Below are 17908 nucleotides of genomic sequence, written 5' to 3' on the forward strand. Positions count from 1 at the left end.
CACTAAGCTCAAAGCTTCTATTGATTTGAGTTTGACGAATTCGCGTAAGTTTACAAACTTGTAAAGTTCATGTCCGGCAGCTGAAAAACTGAATGGGTACTCCTTGGATGTCCCGGCAATAACGCCCCCAAGGAGATACATTATGAAGACAATTAGTATTTTGATGAGTTCCGTTCTTTTGACCGTTGCTTCAACCGGTTTTGTTGCTGCCGCAGGTTCCTCCAATCTGGAAGAAGGTCTCCAGATCAAAACACCATTTGTTGTTGCCGATGCAGGCTCTGTTCGGGAAGAACACAATACCGAAAAAGCAGGGGCCTGCAAAGATTACGATGAGAGCTCAGAACACGACAACAACCATGACAAAGACCGTCATGACGATCGTGAAGAACATGATGTGCACGACGGAGACAGAGGCTACGACGATGATCGCGATCACAATGACTGTGACGATCACGATGATAAAGTACAGCGCGAACATGAACACGAACGCTCCAACCGCTCTCACAGCTGAGACTTCCCGCGGGTAGTCCCCAACATTACCTGAGGAAGGGCGCATCAACGTTCCTGAGCGTTGGTGCGCTTGCTTGACCGAACCAAACCGTTGGTGCAAACACATCTCAGAGCTATAGCCCAGAGTATCTTATGCGCATTCTTTTGCTTGAAGACGACGTTGAAATCGGAACATGGGTTGAGGATGGTCTTTCCAAAGCCGGCCATGTCATCGACTGGGTCAAAGACGGGCACGATGCCTTCCTGAATGCAACGACACGGGACTACGACGTCATTGTTCTGGATCGAATGACACCAGGCCTTGATGGCCTCTCGGTTCTGAAAGCATTGCGCTCTACCAAAAATGCTGTTCCCGTCCTGTTTCTGACAGCACTAGGTTCGGTCGAAGATCGCGTTGAAGGGCTGGATGCTGGCGGAGATGATTATCTGCCCAAGCCCTTTGCTTTTTCCGAGTTGTTGGCCCGCGTGTCTGCCCTCGGTCGGCGGCCAAGCACCAACTCATCTGAAACGATTAGTTGTCTGGAGGTCGAAAAATTTCAGCTTAACTTGCTCAAACAACAATGCATGCGGGCTGGTCAACCTGTTCCGCTCAATGCCAAAGAATTTCGTCTGTTTGAAACCTTCATTCGCAATAAGGGCCGTGTTCTGACCAAGAACATGTTGCTGGAGAAAGTCTGGGACATGAACTTCGACCCGACCAGCAGTGTTGTGGAGACACACATCAGTCGGCTACGCGCCAAAATCGAAAAGCCGTTTGATATTGAGCTCATTCGAACAATCCGCGGAGCAGGGTATATTCTTGATGACTAGCTCTTTGAAATATCTCTGGCAGATGTCCGCACTGCGTCAGGCATTTGCGCTCACACTGGTGTTTTTGGGAGTCTTGGTTGCAACAGGCTTTCTGGCTGATGTTTCTATTCGCGCCAACCTCAACCAAACCATCGATAACAACCTTCTTACAAAGTTCAATCAGATCAAAGCTGATCTCGCTAAAGGTGTTTCCTACCAATCCATTGCGGGATCCTATCAATCTGAGAGTGAGCACTTCAGCCTTGATGAGTTTGTCAGCTTCAAATCAGATTCTGGCAAGATATATGGATACCCAATCCCAGACGTTTATGGAAAGACAGGCTTTATAAACCTCGCTCCCTATTACTTTCACGAGGAGGACGAGGAGGAAACGGAAGAGCACGCAGAAACTGAGACCAGTTGGCGTGTATATATTGGCACTATTCCGGGAGGCAGGTTAGCTATCGGTTCCAGTCTTCGCGCCCGTAACCAGCTTCTGAATACATTGCCCTATGCATTCCTGTTCAGTGGTGGTGTCATGATGTTCATTACGCTGAGCGGTGGTCTCTGGTTTGGCTGGCGCTCGCAGCGGAGGCTCTCCAAAATAACGCGTGCTTTGGATCAGATCGCAGCGGGCGATTTGACGACCCGCATTGCACCTTCAAGCTGCAGAGACGATCTGGATATTCTTTCCGTTAAACTGGATGAAACCACACAGCGACTTTCAACCACACTTCAGCAAGTTCGCGACTTGTCAGTCAATATCGCACACGATTTGAAGACACCTCTCACTCGTCTCAGAGCGCAACTGGAACAGACACAGGAGCAAAACCAAAAAGGTGTCAGCGATGCAGAAGGCGTTGCCGGAGCACTTAAGAAAACCGATGATCTGCTTGAGGTATTTGACGCCCTGCTGCGAATTTCGCGTGTTCAGTCTGGCGAAAGAAAAAAACAGTTCCAACACATCCAACTGGCTGACCTGATCCATAATGTTGCCGAAATCTATCAAGCTGTGGTTGAAGAAACTGGCCGTTCTTTTTCCGTTGAAATTGAAGAAGCTGGAAGCATATCCGGCGATCAGGTGCTTCTTGTTCAGGCACTTGCTAATCTCATTGAAAATGCCTTACGCCACACACCCAAGGAAGCGGAAGTTACGCTGTTCGTTTCAGGAAACACGATTGGTCTGCGGGACAATGGGCCGGGTATACCCGAGGCGTACTATCCACGCGTTGTCGAACCTATGTATCGAATGGAGCAGAGCAGGAGTACACCAGGTGCCGGGTTAGGGCTTGCTTTGGTGAAAGCCATTGCCAACCTGCATCAAGCCGAACTCGTTTTATCCTCTCCAACTTTGGGTAAAGGCCTCAGTATTCAATTTGTCTTCCATCCACCAATCAGCGAGCAACTCAGCACAAACTAAACTAATCACGGCTCAAAACTGAGTTGATCATCCAACAGTTTGCTCAGCGCACCATGGCATCTTTCACACCAATTATTTTGGAGGGATGTCCTTATGAAGCTCAAGATTCTGCTGATTACCGGTGACTTTGGTGAGGACTATGAAGTCATTGTTCCGTTCATGCTGCTGAAAGCCATCGGTTATGAAGTTCATGTTGCCTGTCCTAAAAAGCGCGAGGGCGAAACGGTTGCCTCGTCCATTCACGATATCAATAAGGACTATCAAACAGTCACTGAATGGGAAGGGCATCGGATCAACATCAACGTGTCTCTTGAGCATCTGAATCCTGCCGATTACATCGCCCTTGTGCTTCCCGGAGGTCGCTCTTGCGAATACTTACGCACGTATCCGATTGTCCGTGATGTAACATCTCATTTCATCAAGGAAAACAAACCGATCGCTTCCATTTGCCGAGGGGTGCAGATCCTGCTTGCCACGGGCCTATTGAAGGGCAAAACCATGACGGGAAACTTTGTGTGCCAGACAGAGGTTCAGATGGCTGGCAACACCTATGAGAAGCTGGGGTATGAAGGCGTCGTGGTTGATGGAAACATCGTTTACGGCGTGGAGTGGCATGGCCTTTGGACGTGGATGCAGGCCTTCATGGAAAAACTCGGAGTGACAATAGATTTACCCCCCAAGGCTGGGCGCGTTAAACCCGTACCCGGTGAGGGGTATACTTACAAAAGCCTCGGTTAGAGCATCATCCGTTTGAAGGCAATCATAGAAGATACTCTAACCAAGGGCTCAGCCTTAGCTGGACTCGTCAGGCAACCGGATTGTGAGAGCCGGGTTGCGGGGGAAGAAGTTCATTGGCTGAATATGGATGGTCTTCCATTCTGTTGACATGACCGGCCAATCTTCCAACCGTGGTACATGGTGGAAGCCAGCAGTGAACCATGTGACCACATCCTTGTTCATGAGTTCGCGGTCCTGTTTGACCCATTCTGCCAGACCATCAGACCCATCAGACCCCATGGCAAGCGCGCCACCTGCATAACGCTCATTTGGATCATAAGCAGTGTTCCAGACGCTGTACTCGATATAGCGGTTACGCACGAATGGAGCATCGTTTTCAAAGTCAAATGGGGCATAGGACACGCTACCGTGGTGGAGCATGTATGCTGGTTTGTGGCCGAGGTAGCCGTCCACATTTCCGTTCATCACCATAAAGGCTTTCGGCTTCATGGAGCTGAGGCGGAAGCGACCTTCCATCTCGCTTTTGACCGGTGTGTTCTTAACCGTCCAGAGTGAGCGGCGTGGCACATTGACCGGAGGTTCACCACCAACGATTTCCTGCACCATCATGGTGTTGTCCGGCCCATCTACGTCAAAGTCCAAGCGGAAGTTGAAGTAGTGGTCGTGGAATGGAGCAACCAGATACGGCGCAATGAGCGAGCCATACTTCGTGTCTTCAGCAGCGGTTGGATCCTGTAAGGTTTTGGACGCAACGCCCTTCACGGCATCCAGACCGGATGCACCGACTTTCAGGTAAATCGTGCCATCCTGCTTGAATCGATAGTCGATAAGGTAGTCGTAGTTGCCAACCTCAGAGGCGGTCCTAATGACCAGTTCTGTTTCTGGCCGCCCTTCAGCAGGCACAAACTCCGTTTCTGACTGGGCAAAGACTTCAAAGTGGCGCCATGCAGGGTTTCCAATATCACGCTCGAAGATGCAAATCGCGTCGGGAATCTCCAGCGGCTGGCCCATATCATCATGGATCAATGCCGGAAGGAAAGTTGCGTAATCCGGACAGTCCACATTCTTGCGCAGAGGTGTCAGGAAGAGGCCAAACCCGTATTCTCCGCTGTCCATATAGGTCCGCCAATACCAGCCAGCGGAGGGGTCCATATACGGCACGAACACTTCAGAAAGAGAGGCTTGATAAAGCACTGAACGCCAATTCGCACCATCATTGGCTTTGACCTGCGACAGAACAAGACCGGGACGCTTGTCGACGCGATACCGCATCTTCCAGATGTCCCAGGTGATCTCACTACCATCAATGGTAAAGTTTGGACCGCCCTCCTGACGCAGGCGTGCCGGATTGGTTTTGGCTCTCAATGCCGTACGTTTGGCGACTTCATCCTCGTTGTAGCCCCAGTCATCTTCTGGAAGAGGGACAGCGCCTTCATCGATAACTTCCAATACTTTACGCTCTGAAAGCTCCACCACAGCCACCAGCCCCTCAACCGGCTTGGCATAGAAGTTGGAGCTTGTCGGGTTCACATAACAAGGCACCTTCATCAGGCGTTTGCCTTTTTCTGCATCTGTAAAGAAGTTACCGGCAGTCAGCGGAAGGCAATAAACATCATCTGGTGTCAGGCCACGCTTGGCGAGCCCGGCAACCATGCGCTCATCTCCCAGCGCGATCTCCATGGCCGACAAAAAGTCCGCCAGCATGATCATGGGCTGGCCTTCAAGGTCTGATCTGCTTTCGACAGTGCCTTTAGTGATGTTCACCACCGCTTGGTGAAATTTGCCATCTTCCTGAAAATGAACAGTCGCTCTGCGATCAAGGCTCCCATCTGTCGCATTGCTCATGACCGCTTTCTTGTGCGGCTCCAAGAGCTCAATCAGCGGATAAAGGGTTTTATCACTGGCAGCATTGGCTTCAATCAAGGTTGCTCGAACCGCATTGAGTTCGTCTCCCGTCAGCCCATCGAGTGGATGAGGGTCTGCAGCATACGCGGCAGACGTGAGCATTGAGGCGGCCACAAGCCCCCCCAGCATCTTTAAAGTCATTGGTTCCCTCCCATCGGAAGGGGAGATGAACCCACCTGTGTCTTCTCCCCCTAAATCCGTCCAATCAAAGCTTAGGCGAGCCCGGATCGCTGTGTCTGCGCATCCTGTGCAATTTACTAGGCATATCGGTTCACAGCTGGCTCGTTCTGCCGTATCTGCTCTGCAAAGGTTCGCGGAGACATACCAACCTGCGCCCGAAACGCCCGGTTGAAGGTCGACAGGTCACGAAAGCCAAACTCAAACGCCAGCTGAGAGATTCTGAAGGCCTGCCGGGAGTGCAGACGGCGCGATAACTCGCGTTTGAACCGCCCGACACGCACCTTGGCGATCTGCTCGTTACAGCTCAATCCGTGCTCTCTGAAAAGACGATAAATGCTACTGCGCGACATGCTGGAAAGCTTTGAAAGCTCATCGATATTGAAGCTCTCTTCCAACGCATTGTCGTGAATAAGAGATAACAGGAACTGCAGCTTGTCATATCCCTCCTGCAAAGCACTGGTGTCTTCCTCAAGAAAGGTCGCACTCACCACATCATTGAAGGCGCCTGAGAGCAAATGTTGTTTCTGGCTTCCCGGCTGCGCTTCAAGCAGCAAATTCAAATGGGCGTTGATCAGCTGGCCAGACCCGGAAAACGCGGAGACCTTGCGACCACAGGCATAAGCAGAATTGAAATGCCGATGCAGCAGATGGCGCGGGATATGAATGGATATCTGGTCAGACCCCAAAGTGCGGTTAGCCCGGAAAATGGAGGATTTGACGGAATCGATCAACGTCATGTCTCCGGGCTTGGAAAGCAGCGCGGTTTGTCCATTCTGTTCCAGCTCCGCTTCTCCCCGAAGCTGCAGAATCAGAAAATAATAGGCCTCGCCGTCCTTGCTGATATCAGCAGGTCCACGGGTGATCTCTCTTGCATTGTGAGTGACGCGGGCGCAATCAACATCGCCAAGCTGGAGTATGGAGGCATTTCCCATGACACTTCCGGCTTCTGTGTTTGTAACAAAGTGACCACAGATTTCAGTCAGCCGTGTGTTCCATTCATCCAGCTCATATCGGCAGGATTGAGTTGAAGGTATCTGAATACACACTGGCGCCTCCCCTAACCAAGGGGAATGCTAGAAAGAATCTAAACAGCAATCAAGCCAGATATATGCATTTTCCTATAAATCGCTTACTTCATGCTCAGACCAAGTCAGTTTCAACTACAAGCTCAACTAAGCACGATTTGGATATATTGTTGTAAAATAATGGTTTTATTTGATAAAATGACCATTAAACCACAGGAGTGAGTGCGATATTCGAAATACATTCAAACGCTGATTAATTGCATTTCCATAAAACTAATATTGCGTAAGCTGCCCGTTACTCCCGACCCAAAGTCCAGCTGTGGGCGAACTCCCGAAAGGATTTGAAGACGGGGCTCTGGTATTTCTCTGTGTTATAGACCAGCGAGAATTGTCGGATCATCTTGTGCTTCAAGGGCACGATCGATAAGCGGCCGTCTTGAACGGCGGCATTGACAGAGCGGCGAGAAAGCACAGTCAGACCGAGCCCTGCGATGACTGAGTTGACGATAGCCGTGGTGCTGTTGAGCTCGAACGCTTCTGTCCACTCCTCCAGGTCCGCGGCAACCTCCGTCAGAAAATATTCTCGTGTGCCAGATCCCGGCTCCCGCAAAACCCAGCTCTTTCCTTCGAGCGCATCTAACTCAAGCGGCTTATCGGAAGCGGGACACTGAGATGGCGCGCAGACGACGACCATTTCGTCCGTCATCCACGGCTCAACCTTGAGACGTTTGTCACTGACTTTTGCCTCAATAAAACCTAGGTCCAACTCAAAATCCAGTAGCATTCTGCAGGTTTTTGTGGAGTTGGATAGGCTCATGGACTGGTGCAAATACCCCGTGTTTTCGCGAAAATCCCCAAGCAAAGTCGGCAGCAAATGGTTGCCGATTGTATAGCTGGACCCAATCCGCAAGTTACCGTTGGTTGCATCATCGCCTTCAAAAAGCTGCGTGATCGCTTCAGATCTATCCAGCAGTTCATCCGCCAGAGGGAGTAAACGGCGGCCTTGCTCGTTTAAGATGAGTTGCTTGTTGGCACGATCAAACATCTTCCATCCCAGCTGGCGTTCCAACTCAGCAAGAGCCATGGAAACAGCTGATTTGGTGAGAAACAGTTTTTCTGCCGCAGCTGTGATCGAGCCTTCCTGCGTAATCGAAACAAACACTTTAAGCTGACGAAACGTTACATTCATTTCTTTTCAAGGCCAATCTGTGGGACAGTATTGTATGAGGTTCAATTTTACTGAACCACCTATTCAATATATTCAGATTTTCAGGACATATCAAATCAGCTAGGAACTTGAGTTGCATACTTTGTCTTCTCACCCTCAGGTTATTGGCATTTCCTATGAACACTCTTCGAAACAAACTGGCTCACGTTCCTGCCCCTCTCGGTGGTCTCGCGCTAGGGATAGCAAGTCTCGGCTGGTCGATGGAAAATGCTGGTAATTTTGGAGGGGCGCTGCAACTCACGGGCGCATTGATTTCGAGCGTTTTGCTCGTGCTACTGCTTGGAAAAATCTTTTTTGCGCACACCGCAGTTTTTGAAGATCTGAGGCATCCAGTAGTTGGCAGTGTGCTCCCGACAACCGCAATGGCGCTTATGATCGTTTCCTATGCCATCGCGCAATACAATTTCGCCATCGGGCAGGTGCTCTGGCTATTGGGCATTGCCCTGCATCTCACGTTCTTGTCTGTGTTCATTTATCATCGTGCAAAAAGCTTCAATCTACAGCACATGGTCCCAAGCTGGTTTGTGCCACCAGTTGGAATCATCGTGGCAGCCGTTGCTTTTCCCGGCGGTGTGTTTGAAGGCTTTGCGAACGCCCTGCTCTGGTTTGGTCTGGTCGCCTATGCGCTGATGTTACCAATGATGCTGTATCGTTTGATTTTTCACGCCGAAGTGCCCGATGCTGCGAAACCAACCATCGCGATCCTCGCCGCACCTGCCAGTCTTTCGCTTGCTGGTTATCTCACTCTGACCAGCAATCCATCTCCAATCATGGTCGCCGTACTTGGCGGAATTGCTGTGGCTATGACGGCGCTGATTTATATCTCATTCCTGCGTTTGTTCCGCCTGCCATTTTCTCCGGGCTTTTCCGCCTTCACATTTCCGCTCGTAATTGGCGCAACAGCGCTCTTTAAAACGGTAACATGGATGGAAAGTCTGGGCGCCAATGCCAGTCTTGTCGCGCAGATCAGAGCCTTGGCGCACATTGAACTTTATGTGGCAACAGCCGTCGTTCTCTATGTCAGCTTCAAATACCTGACATTCTTCGCACCGGCTCTGTTGCCAGCGCGTGCAACGGGACAGCAGACCAACTAACTGGACTTGCTGAACATCTTGGTCTTGTCAAACAGGTTCTCCAGCGTGTTCATCCGCTCCTTGGTCACCTTCCACGTGGAGGTGGTCATGGCTTCAATCATGGCTTCCAGAATAAACATGATGACAACGCTGCTATCCCAGGCCGACGGCGCTTCAATACGGGCGTTGAAAACATATTCCGCATTAACAGCTGCGGGCGACGTCCACTGATCGGTAAAGACGATCACAACCGCCCCGCGTTCGCGCGCCAGATCGACAAAGCGCAGGATATCATGTTCGTATCGACGGATATCGAACACCACCACAACATCACCCGGTTTCATATTCAGGAGATAGTGCGGCCACGTGTTGGAGTTGGAGGCGATGGCAATTACATCGTCACGGATCACCTGCAAATGCGTAAAGAAATAGTCCGATAAAGCGCGTGTAATGCGGCCACCAACAATGTGGACAGCCCGCTCGCGCTCCGTCAACAAACCCACAGCCTGATCGAAATCCTGCGTATCAAGCTGCTGTAAGGTTTGTTTCAGATTGTCGATGACAGCGTCAGCAAATCTGTTCAGAATATGTGCATCGGGTGCATTTCGGGTCCAGCGCTCCTGTTTAGAAATCGGGTTGGAAATTGTTTCTTCCACTTCCAACTTCAAGGCTGATTGCAACTCGGTAAATCCTGCAAAACCAATCTTTTGCGCCATTCTGACCACCGTTGGACCAGAGACATTTGCCGACTTTGCGAGCTCTGAAACGCTGCCTAGTCCGCTGACTGGATAATTTGCAAGCAAGGAGACGGCCAGCTGACGCTCTGCACGAGTTAACCCATTAAAATGTCCGCGTAATTTTTCTGCGACGGTCTGTTCATTTGGGTCTCGCACGTCTCTCACCTACCTGATGTATGTATATTTGCCTAGTTTTTAGGCTTTGTGAAACGTTCCTTTCAGATTAGTCTCCTTGGAAACGTTTCTTTCAGAAACTCTTTTACGAATAAAAAGACTGAAAGTACAAGGAAAAACAAGATGCATTCGGGGGGACTGTTCTTGTCTGAAGTCAAAACTGACCAGATAGAATCTGTTGGCAACGACACTGTTGAAACGATCAATACAGGAGGAACGGCTCCAGTTGTGTTGGTCTGCGAACATGCATCCAAGTTTATTCCTACATACCTAAATGGCCTCGGTCTAAGTGAAGAAGCTGCAAGCAGCCATGCGGCTTGGGATCCAGGAGCATTGGCGATTGCCAAGCTTCTCTCCGCCAAGCTGAACGCACCTTTGGTCGCTCAACGAATTTCGCGCCTCGTTTATGATTGTAACCGCCCACCGGAAGCGCCGAGTGCCATGCCGGAAAAAAGCGAGATCTACGAGGTGCCGGGCAATGTTTCGTTGAATGATGAACAGCGGCAAGACCGGGCCAACAAATTTTATCGTCCCTTCCAGTCAGAATTAAAACAGGTGATCGACGCCAAACACACCGCGGGTCAACTCCCGGTGATGGTCACGATCCACTCGTTCACACCGGTTTACAATGGCAAGAAAAGAGCCGTTGAGGTGGGTGTACTGCATGACAGCGATACCCGCTTTGCTGATGCACTGCTGGAAGCACTGTGCCCGTCAGATCTCTACGACATCCAAAGAAACGAACCATATGGGCCGGAAGACGGGGTTACGCATACCCTCGTTGATCAGGCACAATCCCGCGGCCTGCTAAACGTTATGATTGAAGTGCGCAACGACTTAATCGCAAAGCGAGCAGACCAGAAGAAAATTGCAGACTTGTTAGGAGAGGCAATTCTGCAAGTCCTGCCACAGTTTAGCGCTGAAACAACTGTGAGCGGGCAGGGAGCAACAACAAAAGCAAGGGCAGCAGATTAATGCCAAGGGGAATAGTTGTTTTCGTCAGGTATGTGGACTGGATCAACAAATATGTTGGCCGCTTTGCCATGTACCTCATTTTCGTGATGCTGGGGGTGCTGTTGTACTCCTCAATTGCGAAGACCTTTTTCGCACCGCCGCTCTGGACGCTGGAAACAGCCCAGTTCACCATGGCAGCCTACTACCTTCTGGGTGGCGCCTATTCCATGCAGACACAGTCTCACGTGCGCATGGACCTGTTTTACGGAAGCTGGTCTCCAAGGCGTAAAGCCACCATGGATGTCATGACCATCCTGCTTCTGATTTTGTACCTCATCTTCCTCCTTTACGGCGGTCTTTCCTCATTGGAATACGCAGTCAAATACGGTGAGGAAAGCTACTCGGCTTGGGCACCACCTATGGCGCCGATCAAAGCCATTATGTGTTTTGGAATATTCTTGATGCTGCTTCAGGCAATCGCGACGTTCTTTAAAGACTTGGCCGCAGCCCTTGGGAGGCCGGCGCCATGAGTTATGAACTGATCGCAATTTTGATGTTCTCCAGCATGATGCTGATGCTCCTGACCGGGCAACGTGTTTTTGCTGCAATTGGTTCCGTTGCTGTTATCGCTGCCCTTCTTTTGTGGGGTGATGGTGGCTCCGAAATCGCCTTCTCCGCCAGCATGAAGCTGATGAAGTGGTACCCGCTCCTCACGCTGCCACTGTTCATTTTCATGGGCTATATGCTCTCTGAATCAGGCATTGCCGAAGATCTTTATAAGATGTTCCATGTCTGGACAGGTGGCCTTCATGGTGGATTGGCCATCGGCACAGTCGGCCTCATGGTGATGATTTCAGCCATGAACGGTCTGTCTGTGGCCGGTATGGCCATCGGCGCAACAATCGCTCTGCCTGAGTTGCTGCGTCGTGGCTATGACAAGGTTATGGTGACTGGCGTTATTCAGGCCGGTTCCTCACTGGGCATTCTCGTACCGCCAAGCGTTGTTCTGGTTCTTTACGGCATGATTGCCCGTCAACCTGTCGGTAAGCTTTGGCTCGCAGGTGCTATTCCGGGTCTGCTGCTGGCAGGACTGTTCATTCTTTACATCGTGGTGCGTTGCCGCCTTCAGCCAGAACTGGGTCCAACCCTTTCTGAAGAAGAGCGCAAAGAGATCACGTGGTCTGAAAAAATCCGCCTTTTACAAGCTGGTGTGATCCCGCTGTTCATCTTCTTTGCGATGACAGGCCTGTTCCTGATGGGTGTAACCAGTCTCGTGGAAAGTTCCGCCGTTGGTGCAACAGCTGCCACACTGGCCGCTGCATTCAAACGGCGCCTCACTTTCCGCCTGCTGCACATCACCACTGAAAAGACGCTGCAGATCAGTTGTATGTTCATGTGGATCATTCTTGCAGCTCTTGCGTTTGGCGCTGTGTTTGACGGATTGGGCGCTGTGCGTGCGATTGAAGGTTTCTTCGTGGGTGACCTCGGTCTTGGCCCATGGGAAATCCTTCTACTGATGCAGCTTTCCTACATCGTGATGGGCATGTTCCTGGATGACACCGCGATGCTCGTGATTGTGGCTCCGCTTTACGTGCCATTGGTCAAAGTGCTTGGGTTTGATCTGGTCTGGTACGGCGTGCTGTACACCATCACTTGCCAGATCGCCTATATGACACCACCATTTGGCTACAACCTGTTCCTGATGCGTGCCATGGCGCCGCCGGAGATTTCGCTGACAGACATCTACAAATCCATCATTCCATTCGTTGCAATCATGGTGTTTGGATTGGCTCTGGTCACGGTCTTCCCGCAAATCGCGCTCTGGCTGCCCAACCTTTACTACACGAGGTGACATGACAAGGCATCACAAACGTACCCATTGAAGTAATTAGCGAATTCCGGATGGAGACAGATAAAAATCACACCCCTCGCTATAAAAAGTCCACCGGTTCTGAGGGATCCAGAAATTCATATTCCAAGGGGAATTGAGTATGACGAATAGACGTGATTTTCTTAAGAAAGCTGGTTTAACAACCGTCGCCGCTGCTGGTGCATCTACCCTTGCAGCTCCGGCTGTTCATGCTGCAGGTCGTCCTATCAAATGGCGCCTTCAGACATATGCTGGTGCAGCACTTGCTCAGCACGTGATCAAGCCATCCATTGATGCCTTCAACAAGGCGGCAAATGGTGAGATGGAGATCGAGCTGTACTACGCAGACCAGCTGGTGCCAACTGGTGAACTTTTCCGTGCCATGCAGCGCGGCACCATTGATGCTGTGCAGTCAGATGATGACTCCATTGCAGCACCAGTAGATGTATCTGTTTTCGGTGGCTATTTCCCATTCGCTTCCCGTTACAGCCTTGATGTTCCAGCCCTGTTTAACCACTGGGGTCTGAAAGAGATCTGGGAAGAAGCTTATGACGAAGTAGAAGGCGTTAAGTGGCTTTCCGCTGGTGCATGGGACCCTTGTCACTTTGCGACAAAAGACCCGATCCGCAGCCTTGCTGACCTGAAAGGCAAGCGCGTCTTCACCTTCCCAACCGCTGGCAAGTTCCTGACACGCTTTGGCGTTGTTCCGGTCACCCTGCCATGGGAAGACATTGAAGTTGCAATGCAGACTGGCGAACTGGACGGTATTGCGTGGTCCGGTATCACTGAGGATTACACAGTAGGTTGGGCTGATGTGACCAACTACTTCCTCACCAACAACATCTCCGGTGCATGGGCTGGCTCTTACTTTGCCAACGAAGAGCGCTGGAATGAGCTGCCAGATCACCTGAAGACCCTCTTTAACCTGTGCATGGATAGTTCTCACTACTATCGCCAGCACTGGTACTGGGCAGGCGAAGCCAAGCTGCGCACGCAAGGCGAGAAGATGGAGCTGACCTCCATTCCTGATGAAGAGTGGGCAACTGTTGAAGACGAAGCTCTCAAGTTCTGGGATGAAATTGCAGCCAAGTCCGAGCGTAACGCCCGCGTTGTTAAAATCCTGAAGGAATACAACGCAGCAATGGCAAAAGCTGGTCGTCCTTATCGCTACGGCTAAGCTGTTTTTCCAAGATTGGTCAGCCCGGTTTTCGGGCTGGCCACACCACACAGTAACGAAGCAGTGTCGGTGATGCCATGCGGGAGAGGCACAGGCATCCGCCGCTTTAACAGGGTCCTTGGGGAACAGGTATGTTGCGAGAAGAAACCAAAAAGACACGTAGAACCGGAAAACTGACCCTCGACGAGTTACGCGAGCTGGTCGACACCGGTGAGATAGACACCGTTATTGCCGCACAGGTGGACATGCAGGGCCGCTTGATGGGCAAGCGCTTTCAGGGTGAGTTCTTCGTGAACAGCGCCTGGGAAGAGACCCACAGCTGTAATTATCTGCTTGCAACCGACATGGAGATGGCCACTCCGGATGGCTACAAAGCAACAAGTTGGGAAGCGGGTTATGGCGACTACGTCATGAAGCCAGATCTTGCCACCTTGCGCATTATTCCGTGGCTGGAAGGCACCGCACTGGTATTGTGCGATGTGCTGGACCACCACACCCATAAAGAAGTTCCACATTCTCCGCGTGCCATATTGAAAAGCCAGGTCGACCGCCTCGAAGGCATGGGCATGACCGCTAACATGGCGACTGAGCTGGAGTTCTTCCTGTTCAAAGAGAGTTTTGAAGAAGCCCACGCCAAGGGTTACCGCAATATTTCGCCAGTCTCCGCCTATAATGAGGACTATCACATCTTCCAGACCACCAAGGAAGAGAACGTGATGCGTGCCATTCGTAACGGCCTTAACGGCGCCGATATTCCGGTTGAGTGCTCCAAAGGCGAAGCTGATGCTGGTCAGGAAGAGATCAACGTCCGTTATTCTGATGCACTGAATATGGCAGACCGCCATTCCATCATCAAAAACGGCTGTAAAGAGATCGCATGGCAGAACGGCCAGAGCATCAGCTTTATGGCCAAGTGGCATTATGATGCTTCCGGCAGTTCCTCCCACGTGCACCAGTCTCTTTGGGGCAAGGATGGTGAGTCTCTGTTTTACGATCCATCCGGCGAATACGGCATGTCCAAGATGATGCGCCATTACCTCGCTGGTTTGCTGAAGCACGCAAGTGCGATCACCTATTTCCTTGCGCCAAACATCAACTCCTACAAGCGCTTTGCGGCTGGCACCTTTGCGCCGACCAAAGCAATCTGGAGTATGGACAACCGTACCGCTGGCTATCGCGTATGCGGCGATGGCACCAAGGCTGTGCGTGTTGAGTGCCGTGTTGGTGGCGCAGACCTGAACCCATATCTGGCAATGGCCGCGCTGCTCGCTGCTGGCATTGATGGCATCGAAAACGAACTTGAGCTGGAGCCAGAGTTCAGAGGCGATGCTTACGGAGGTGAGGGCGCTCGCGAAATTCCGACAACTTTGCGCGATGCAGCCACCGAGATGAAGTCTTCCGAGATGCTTCGTGCTGCGTTTGGGGGCGATGTGATTGATCACTACGCACATGCCGCCAAGATCGAGCAGGATGAATATGACCGCCGTGTAACCGACTGGGAAGTTGCGCGCGGGTTTGAACGGGCCTGATTAAATCAGCCCACGCTGTGAATGATGAGTTGACCATGACAAAAACACTAAAATGTATTTCACCGGTTGATGGTTCTGTATTTGCAGAACGTCCGGTGGTAAGCCAGAAAGAAGCAGAAGCCGTCATTGCCAGTGCCAAGAGCGCGCAGAAAGAGTGGGCAGCGCGTCCACTTGCAGAGCGCATCAAACTGGTGATGGCTGGCGTCGCAAAGATTGGTGAACAGAACGACGAAATCGTTCCTGAACTCGCAAAAATGATGGGTCGTCCGGTCCGTTACGGTGGCGAGTTTGGCGGCTTTAACGAGCGCGCCTCGCACATGGCAAAGATCGCGGAAGAGAGCCTTAAGCCGATCATTGCCGAAGAGAGCGACAACTTCGAACGCCGCATCGAGAAGGAACCGCACGGCGTCATCCTCGTGATCGCACCATGGAACTATCCATACATGACTGCGATTAACACCGTTGCTCCGGCCTTGATTGCTGGCAACGCGGTGATCCTGAAGCACGCCACCCAAACGCTTCTGGTTGGTGAGCGTATGGCAAGTGCGTTTGCAGAGGCAGGTGTTCCGGCAGAGGTATTCCTGAACCTCTTCCTAGATCATGACACCACCTCCCACCTGATCGCAGGCCGCAATTTCGGCTTCGTCAACTTTACAGGCTCTGTTGGTGGCGGTCGTGCGATGGAAATCGCGGCGGCGGGCACCTTCACAGGTCTTGGCCTTGAGCTGGGTGGTAAAGATCCAGGTTACGTGATGGACGATGCAGATGTTGAGGCTGCTGCCGAAACACTCATTGACGGTGCTATGTTCAACTCCGGCCAGTGCTGTTGTGGTATCGAGCGCATCTATGTCCATTCTTCCAAGTACGATGCCTTTGTAAAGAAGGCTGTCGAGATCGTTTCCGGTTACAAACTCGGCAACCCGCTGGATGAGACAACCACCATCGGCCCGATGGCGAACGTTCGTTTTGCAGATCTGGTGCGCAAACAGGTGGCAGATGCTGTTGAGCAGGGCGCAAAGCCCATGATCGACGCGGGCCTCTTCCCGGAAGATGATGGTGGCGCTTACCTCGCACCTCAAATCCTCGTGGATGTAAACCACGATATGGAAGTTATGCGCGAAGAGAGCTTCGGTCCTGTGGTCGGCATCATGAAAGTGGAGAGCGACGAAGAAGCAATCCGCTTGATGAACGACAGTCACTACGGCCTGACGGCGTCTCTCTGGACACAGGATCCGGCACGAGCAGCAAAGCTCGGCGCTCAGATCGAGACCGGTACCGTGTTCATGAACCGCGCTGATTATCTGGACCCCGCCCTATGCTGGACAGGCTGCAAAGACACGGGCCGCGGCGGCGCTCTGTCTGAGATCGGCTACCAGAACCTGACCCGTCCAAAATCATATCACCTTAAAAAGGCATAAGAAAAATGACTCTGACAGCAAACTGGAGCTACCCGACCGCCATCCGCTTTGGTGCCGGGCGCATTAAGGAACTGGCCGATGCTTGTGCTGCTGCTGGTATAAAAAAGCCACTGCTTGTCACTGACAAAGGCCTTGCAAACCTGCCTGTCACTGCCAGCACTTTGGATGTGATGGAAGAGGCTGGCCTTGGCCGCGCTATGTTCTTTAAGGTTGATCCGAACCCAACCGAGATCAATCTGGAAGCGGGCGTTGCAGCCTTCAACGCTGGTGGTCATGACGGTGTTATCGCTTTTGGTGGAGGCTCAGGCCTCGACCTTGGCAAGCTGATTGCGTTCATGGCAGGTCAAACCCGTCCAGTCTGGGACTTTGAAGATATCGGCGATTGGTGGACACGGGCTGATGCGGATGCGATTTATCCGAATATCGCAGTTCCAACCACAGCAGGTACCGGATCTGAAGTTGGCCGTGCAAGCGTTATCACCAACTCTGAGAGCCACGTAAAGAAGATCATCTTCCATCCGAAGATACTTCCAAGCGTGGTAATTTGTGATCCAGAGCTGACTGTTGGTATGCCGACGATGATCACAGTTGGTACCGGCATCGATGCATTCGTGCACTGTCTCGAAGCCTACAGCTCTCCGCACTACCACCCGATGTCTCAGGGCATCGCGCTGGAAGGCATGCGTCTTGTGAAGGAGAACCTGCCGAAAGTCTTTGAAAATCCAAATGATATCGAAGCTCGTGGCCACATGATGAGTGCGGCGGCTATGGGGGCAGTGGCTTTCCAGAAAGGCCTTGGCGGTATTCACGCGCTGGCGCATCCGGTTGGGGCGGTTTACAACACCCATCACGGTTTGACCAATGCTGTGATCATGCCAACTGTGCTGAAGTTCAACCGTGGTGCGATTGAAGAGCGTATTGAGAAGCTCGCCGCTTACCTTGATATTCCCGGTGGTTTCGACGGTTTCTTCGATTTCGTTATGAAGATGCGCTCGGATATGGGCGTTCCGAATACTCTGGCCGAACTTGGTGTAGGCACTGACAAGATTGACGTGCTGGCAGAAGAAGCGGTGAAGGATCCAAGTGCTGGCGGCAACCCGGTCGAGTTTACGCTGGAAGTTGCAAAAGCTCTTCTCATTGAGGCGATTGGAGAACAGGTATCTGCCTGATTTCTCGTTAAT

The 17908-nt window shown here is 51.6% G+C and carries 16 protein-coding genes; 12 read left to right on the plus strand and 4 right to left on the minus strand.

Going from position 1 to position 17908, the window contains the following annotated elements:
- Positions 1 to 142: 142 nt before the first annotated feature.
- From DHN43_RS17755 to DHN43_RS17770, 4 genes are all read left to right on the plus strand, one after another.
- Positions 143 to 511, plus strand: a complete 369-nt coding sequence (locus DHN43_RS17755; protein WP_108819508.1) for a hypothetical protein — start codon at positions 143 to 145, stop codon at positions 509 to 511.
- A gap of 131 nt (positions 512 to 642) precedes the next feature.
- Complete coding sequence (locus tag DHN43_RS17760; protein ID WP_108819509.1) at positions 643 to 1320, plus strand: response regulator transcription factor; 678 nt, start codon at positions 643 to 645, stop codon at positions 1318 to 1320.
- A complete protein-coding gene (locus DHN43_RS17765) occupies positions 1313 to 2719 on the plus strand; it encodes a sensor histidine kinase (RefSeq protein WP_108819510.1) in 1407 nt (468 codons plus the stop codon). The genes DHN43_RS17760 and DHN43_RS17765 overlap by 8 nt, the downstream gene beginning before the upstream one ends.
- Positions 2720 to 2812: 93 nt before the next feature.
- On the plus strand, positions 2813 to 3457 hold the full coding sequence (locus DHN43_RS17770; protein ID WP_063287606.1) for a DJ-1/PfpI family protein: 645 nt from the start codon (positions 2813 to 2815) through the stop codon (positions 3455 to 3457).
- A gap of 54 nt (positions 3458 to 3511) precedes the next feature.
- Here DHN43_RS17770 and DHN43_RS17775 read toward each other — a convergent pair whose 3' ends face one another.
- From DHN43_RS17775 to DHN43_RS17785, 3 genes are all read right to left on the minus strand, one after another.
- Complete coding sequence (locus DHN43_RS17775; protein WP_108819511.1) at positions 3512 to 5503, minus strand: copper amine oxidase; 1992 nt, start codon at positions 5501 to 5503, stop codon at positions 3512 to 3514.
- A 116-nt stretch (positions 5504 to 5619) separates the two neighbouring features.
- A complete protein-coding gene (locus tag DHN43_RS17780; protein ID WP_108819512.1) occupies positions 5620 to 6588 on the minus strand; it encodes a helix-turn-helix domain-containing protein in 969 nt (322 codons plus the stop codon).
- A gap of 274 nt (positions 6589 to 6862) precedes the next feature.
- Entirely contained in the window at positions 6863 to 7756 is an 894-nt protein-coding gene (locus DHN43_RS17785) for a LysR substrate-binding domain-containing protein (RefSeq protein WP_108819513.1), read from the minus strand.
- Between the two features lie 155 nt (positions 7757 to 7911).
- Here DHN43_RS17785 and DHN43_RS17790 point away from each other — a divergent pair, with 155 nt between their 5' ends.
- Positions 7912 to 8889 (plus strand): TDT family transporter, encoded by a 978-nt coding sequence (locus tag DHN43_RS17790; protein ID WP_108819514.1) that lies wholly within the window; start codon positions 7912 to 7914, stop codon positions 8887 to 8889.
- Here the strand turns inward: DHN43_RS17790 and DHN43_RS17795 are convergent.
- Positions 8886 to 9761, minus strand: a complete 876-nt coding sequence (locus DHN43_RS17795; protein WP_063287601.1) for a MurR/RpiR family transcriptional regulator — start codon at positions 9759 to 9761, stop codon at positions 8886 to 8888. The genes DHN43_RS17790 and DHN43_RS17795 overlap by 4 nt on opposite strands.
- 162 nt (positions 9762 to 9923) lie before the next feature.
- Between DHN43_RS17795 and DHN43_RS17800 the strand changes: the two genes are divergently transcribed.
- The 7 genes from DHN43_RS17800 to DHN43_RS17830 all read left to right on the plus strand — a co-directional run bounded on the left by DHN43_RS17800 (position 9924) and on the right by DHN43_RS17830 (position 17896).
- Positions 9924 to 10754 (plus strand): N-formylglutamate amidohydrolase, encoded by an 831-nt coding sequence (locus DHN43_RS17800; RefSeq protein ID WP_108819712.1) that lies wholly within the window; start codon positions 9924 to 9926, stop codon positions 10752 to 10754.
- Positions 10754 to 11263, plus strand: a complete 510-nt coding sequence (locus tag DHN43_RS17805; RefSeq protein WP_063287600.1) for a TRAP transporter small permease subunit — start codon at positions 10754 to 10756, stop codon at positions 11261 to 11263. The genes DHN43_RS17800 and DHN43_RS17805 overlap by 1 nt, the downstream gene beginning before the upstream one ends.
- Entirely contained in the window at positions 11260 to 12585 is a 1326-nt protein-coding gene (locus DHN43_RS17810; protein ID WP_108819515.1) for a TRAP transporter large permease, read from the plus strand. The genes DHN43_RS17805 and DHN43_RS17810 overlap by 4 nt, the downstream gene beginning before the upstream one ends.
- A 139-nt stretch (positions 12586 to 12724) precedes the next feature.
- Entirely contained in the window at positions 12725 to 13780 is a 1056-nt protein-coding gene (locus tag DHN43_RS17815) for a TRAP transporter substrate-binding protein (protein WP_057461334.1), read from the plus strand.
- Positions 13781 to 13911: 131 nt separating this feature from the next.
- On the plus strand, positions 13912 to 15309 hold the full coding sequence (locus tag DHN43_RS17820) for a glutamine synthetase family protein (protein ID WP_108819516.1): 1398 nt from the start codon (positions 13912 to 13914) through the stop codon (positions 15307 to 15309).
- 35 nt (positions 15310 to 15344) lie between these two features.
- Positions 15345 to 16727, plus strand: a complete 1383-nt coding sequence (locus DHN43_RS17825; RefSeq protein WP_108819713.1) for an aldehyde dehydrogenase family protein — start codon at positions 15345 to 15347, stop codon at positions 16725 to 16727.
- Positions 16728 to 16732: 5 nt separating this feature from the next.
- The gene (locus DHN43_RS17830) at positions 16733 to 17896 is read left to right on the plus strand and encodes an iron-containing alcohol dehydrogenase (protein ID WP_108819517.1); all 1164 of its coding nucleotides are present in this window, start codon (positions 16733 to 16735) and stop codon (positions 17894 to 17896) included.
- Positions 17897 to 17908: the final 12 nt, after the last annotated feature.

This window comes from Pseudovibrio sp. Alg231-02, assembly GCF_900143565.1.
Classification (GTDB): domain Bacteria; phylum Pseudomonadota; class Alphaproteobacteria; order Rhizobiales; family Stappiaceae; genus Pseudovibrio.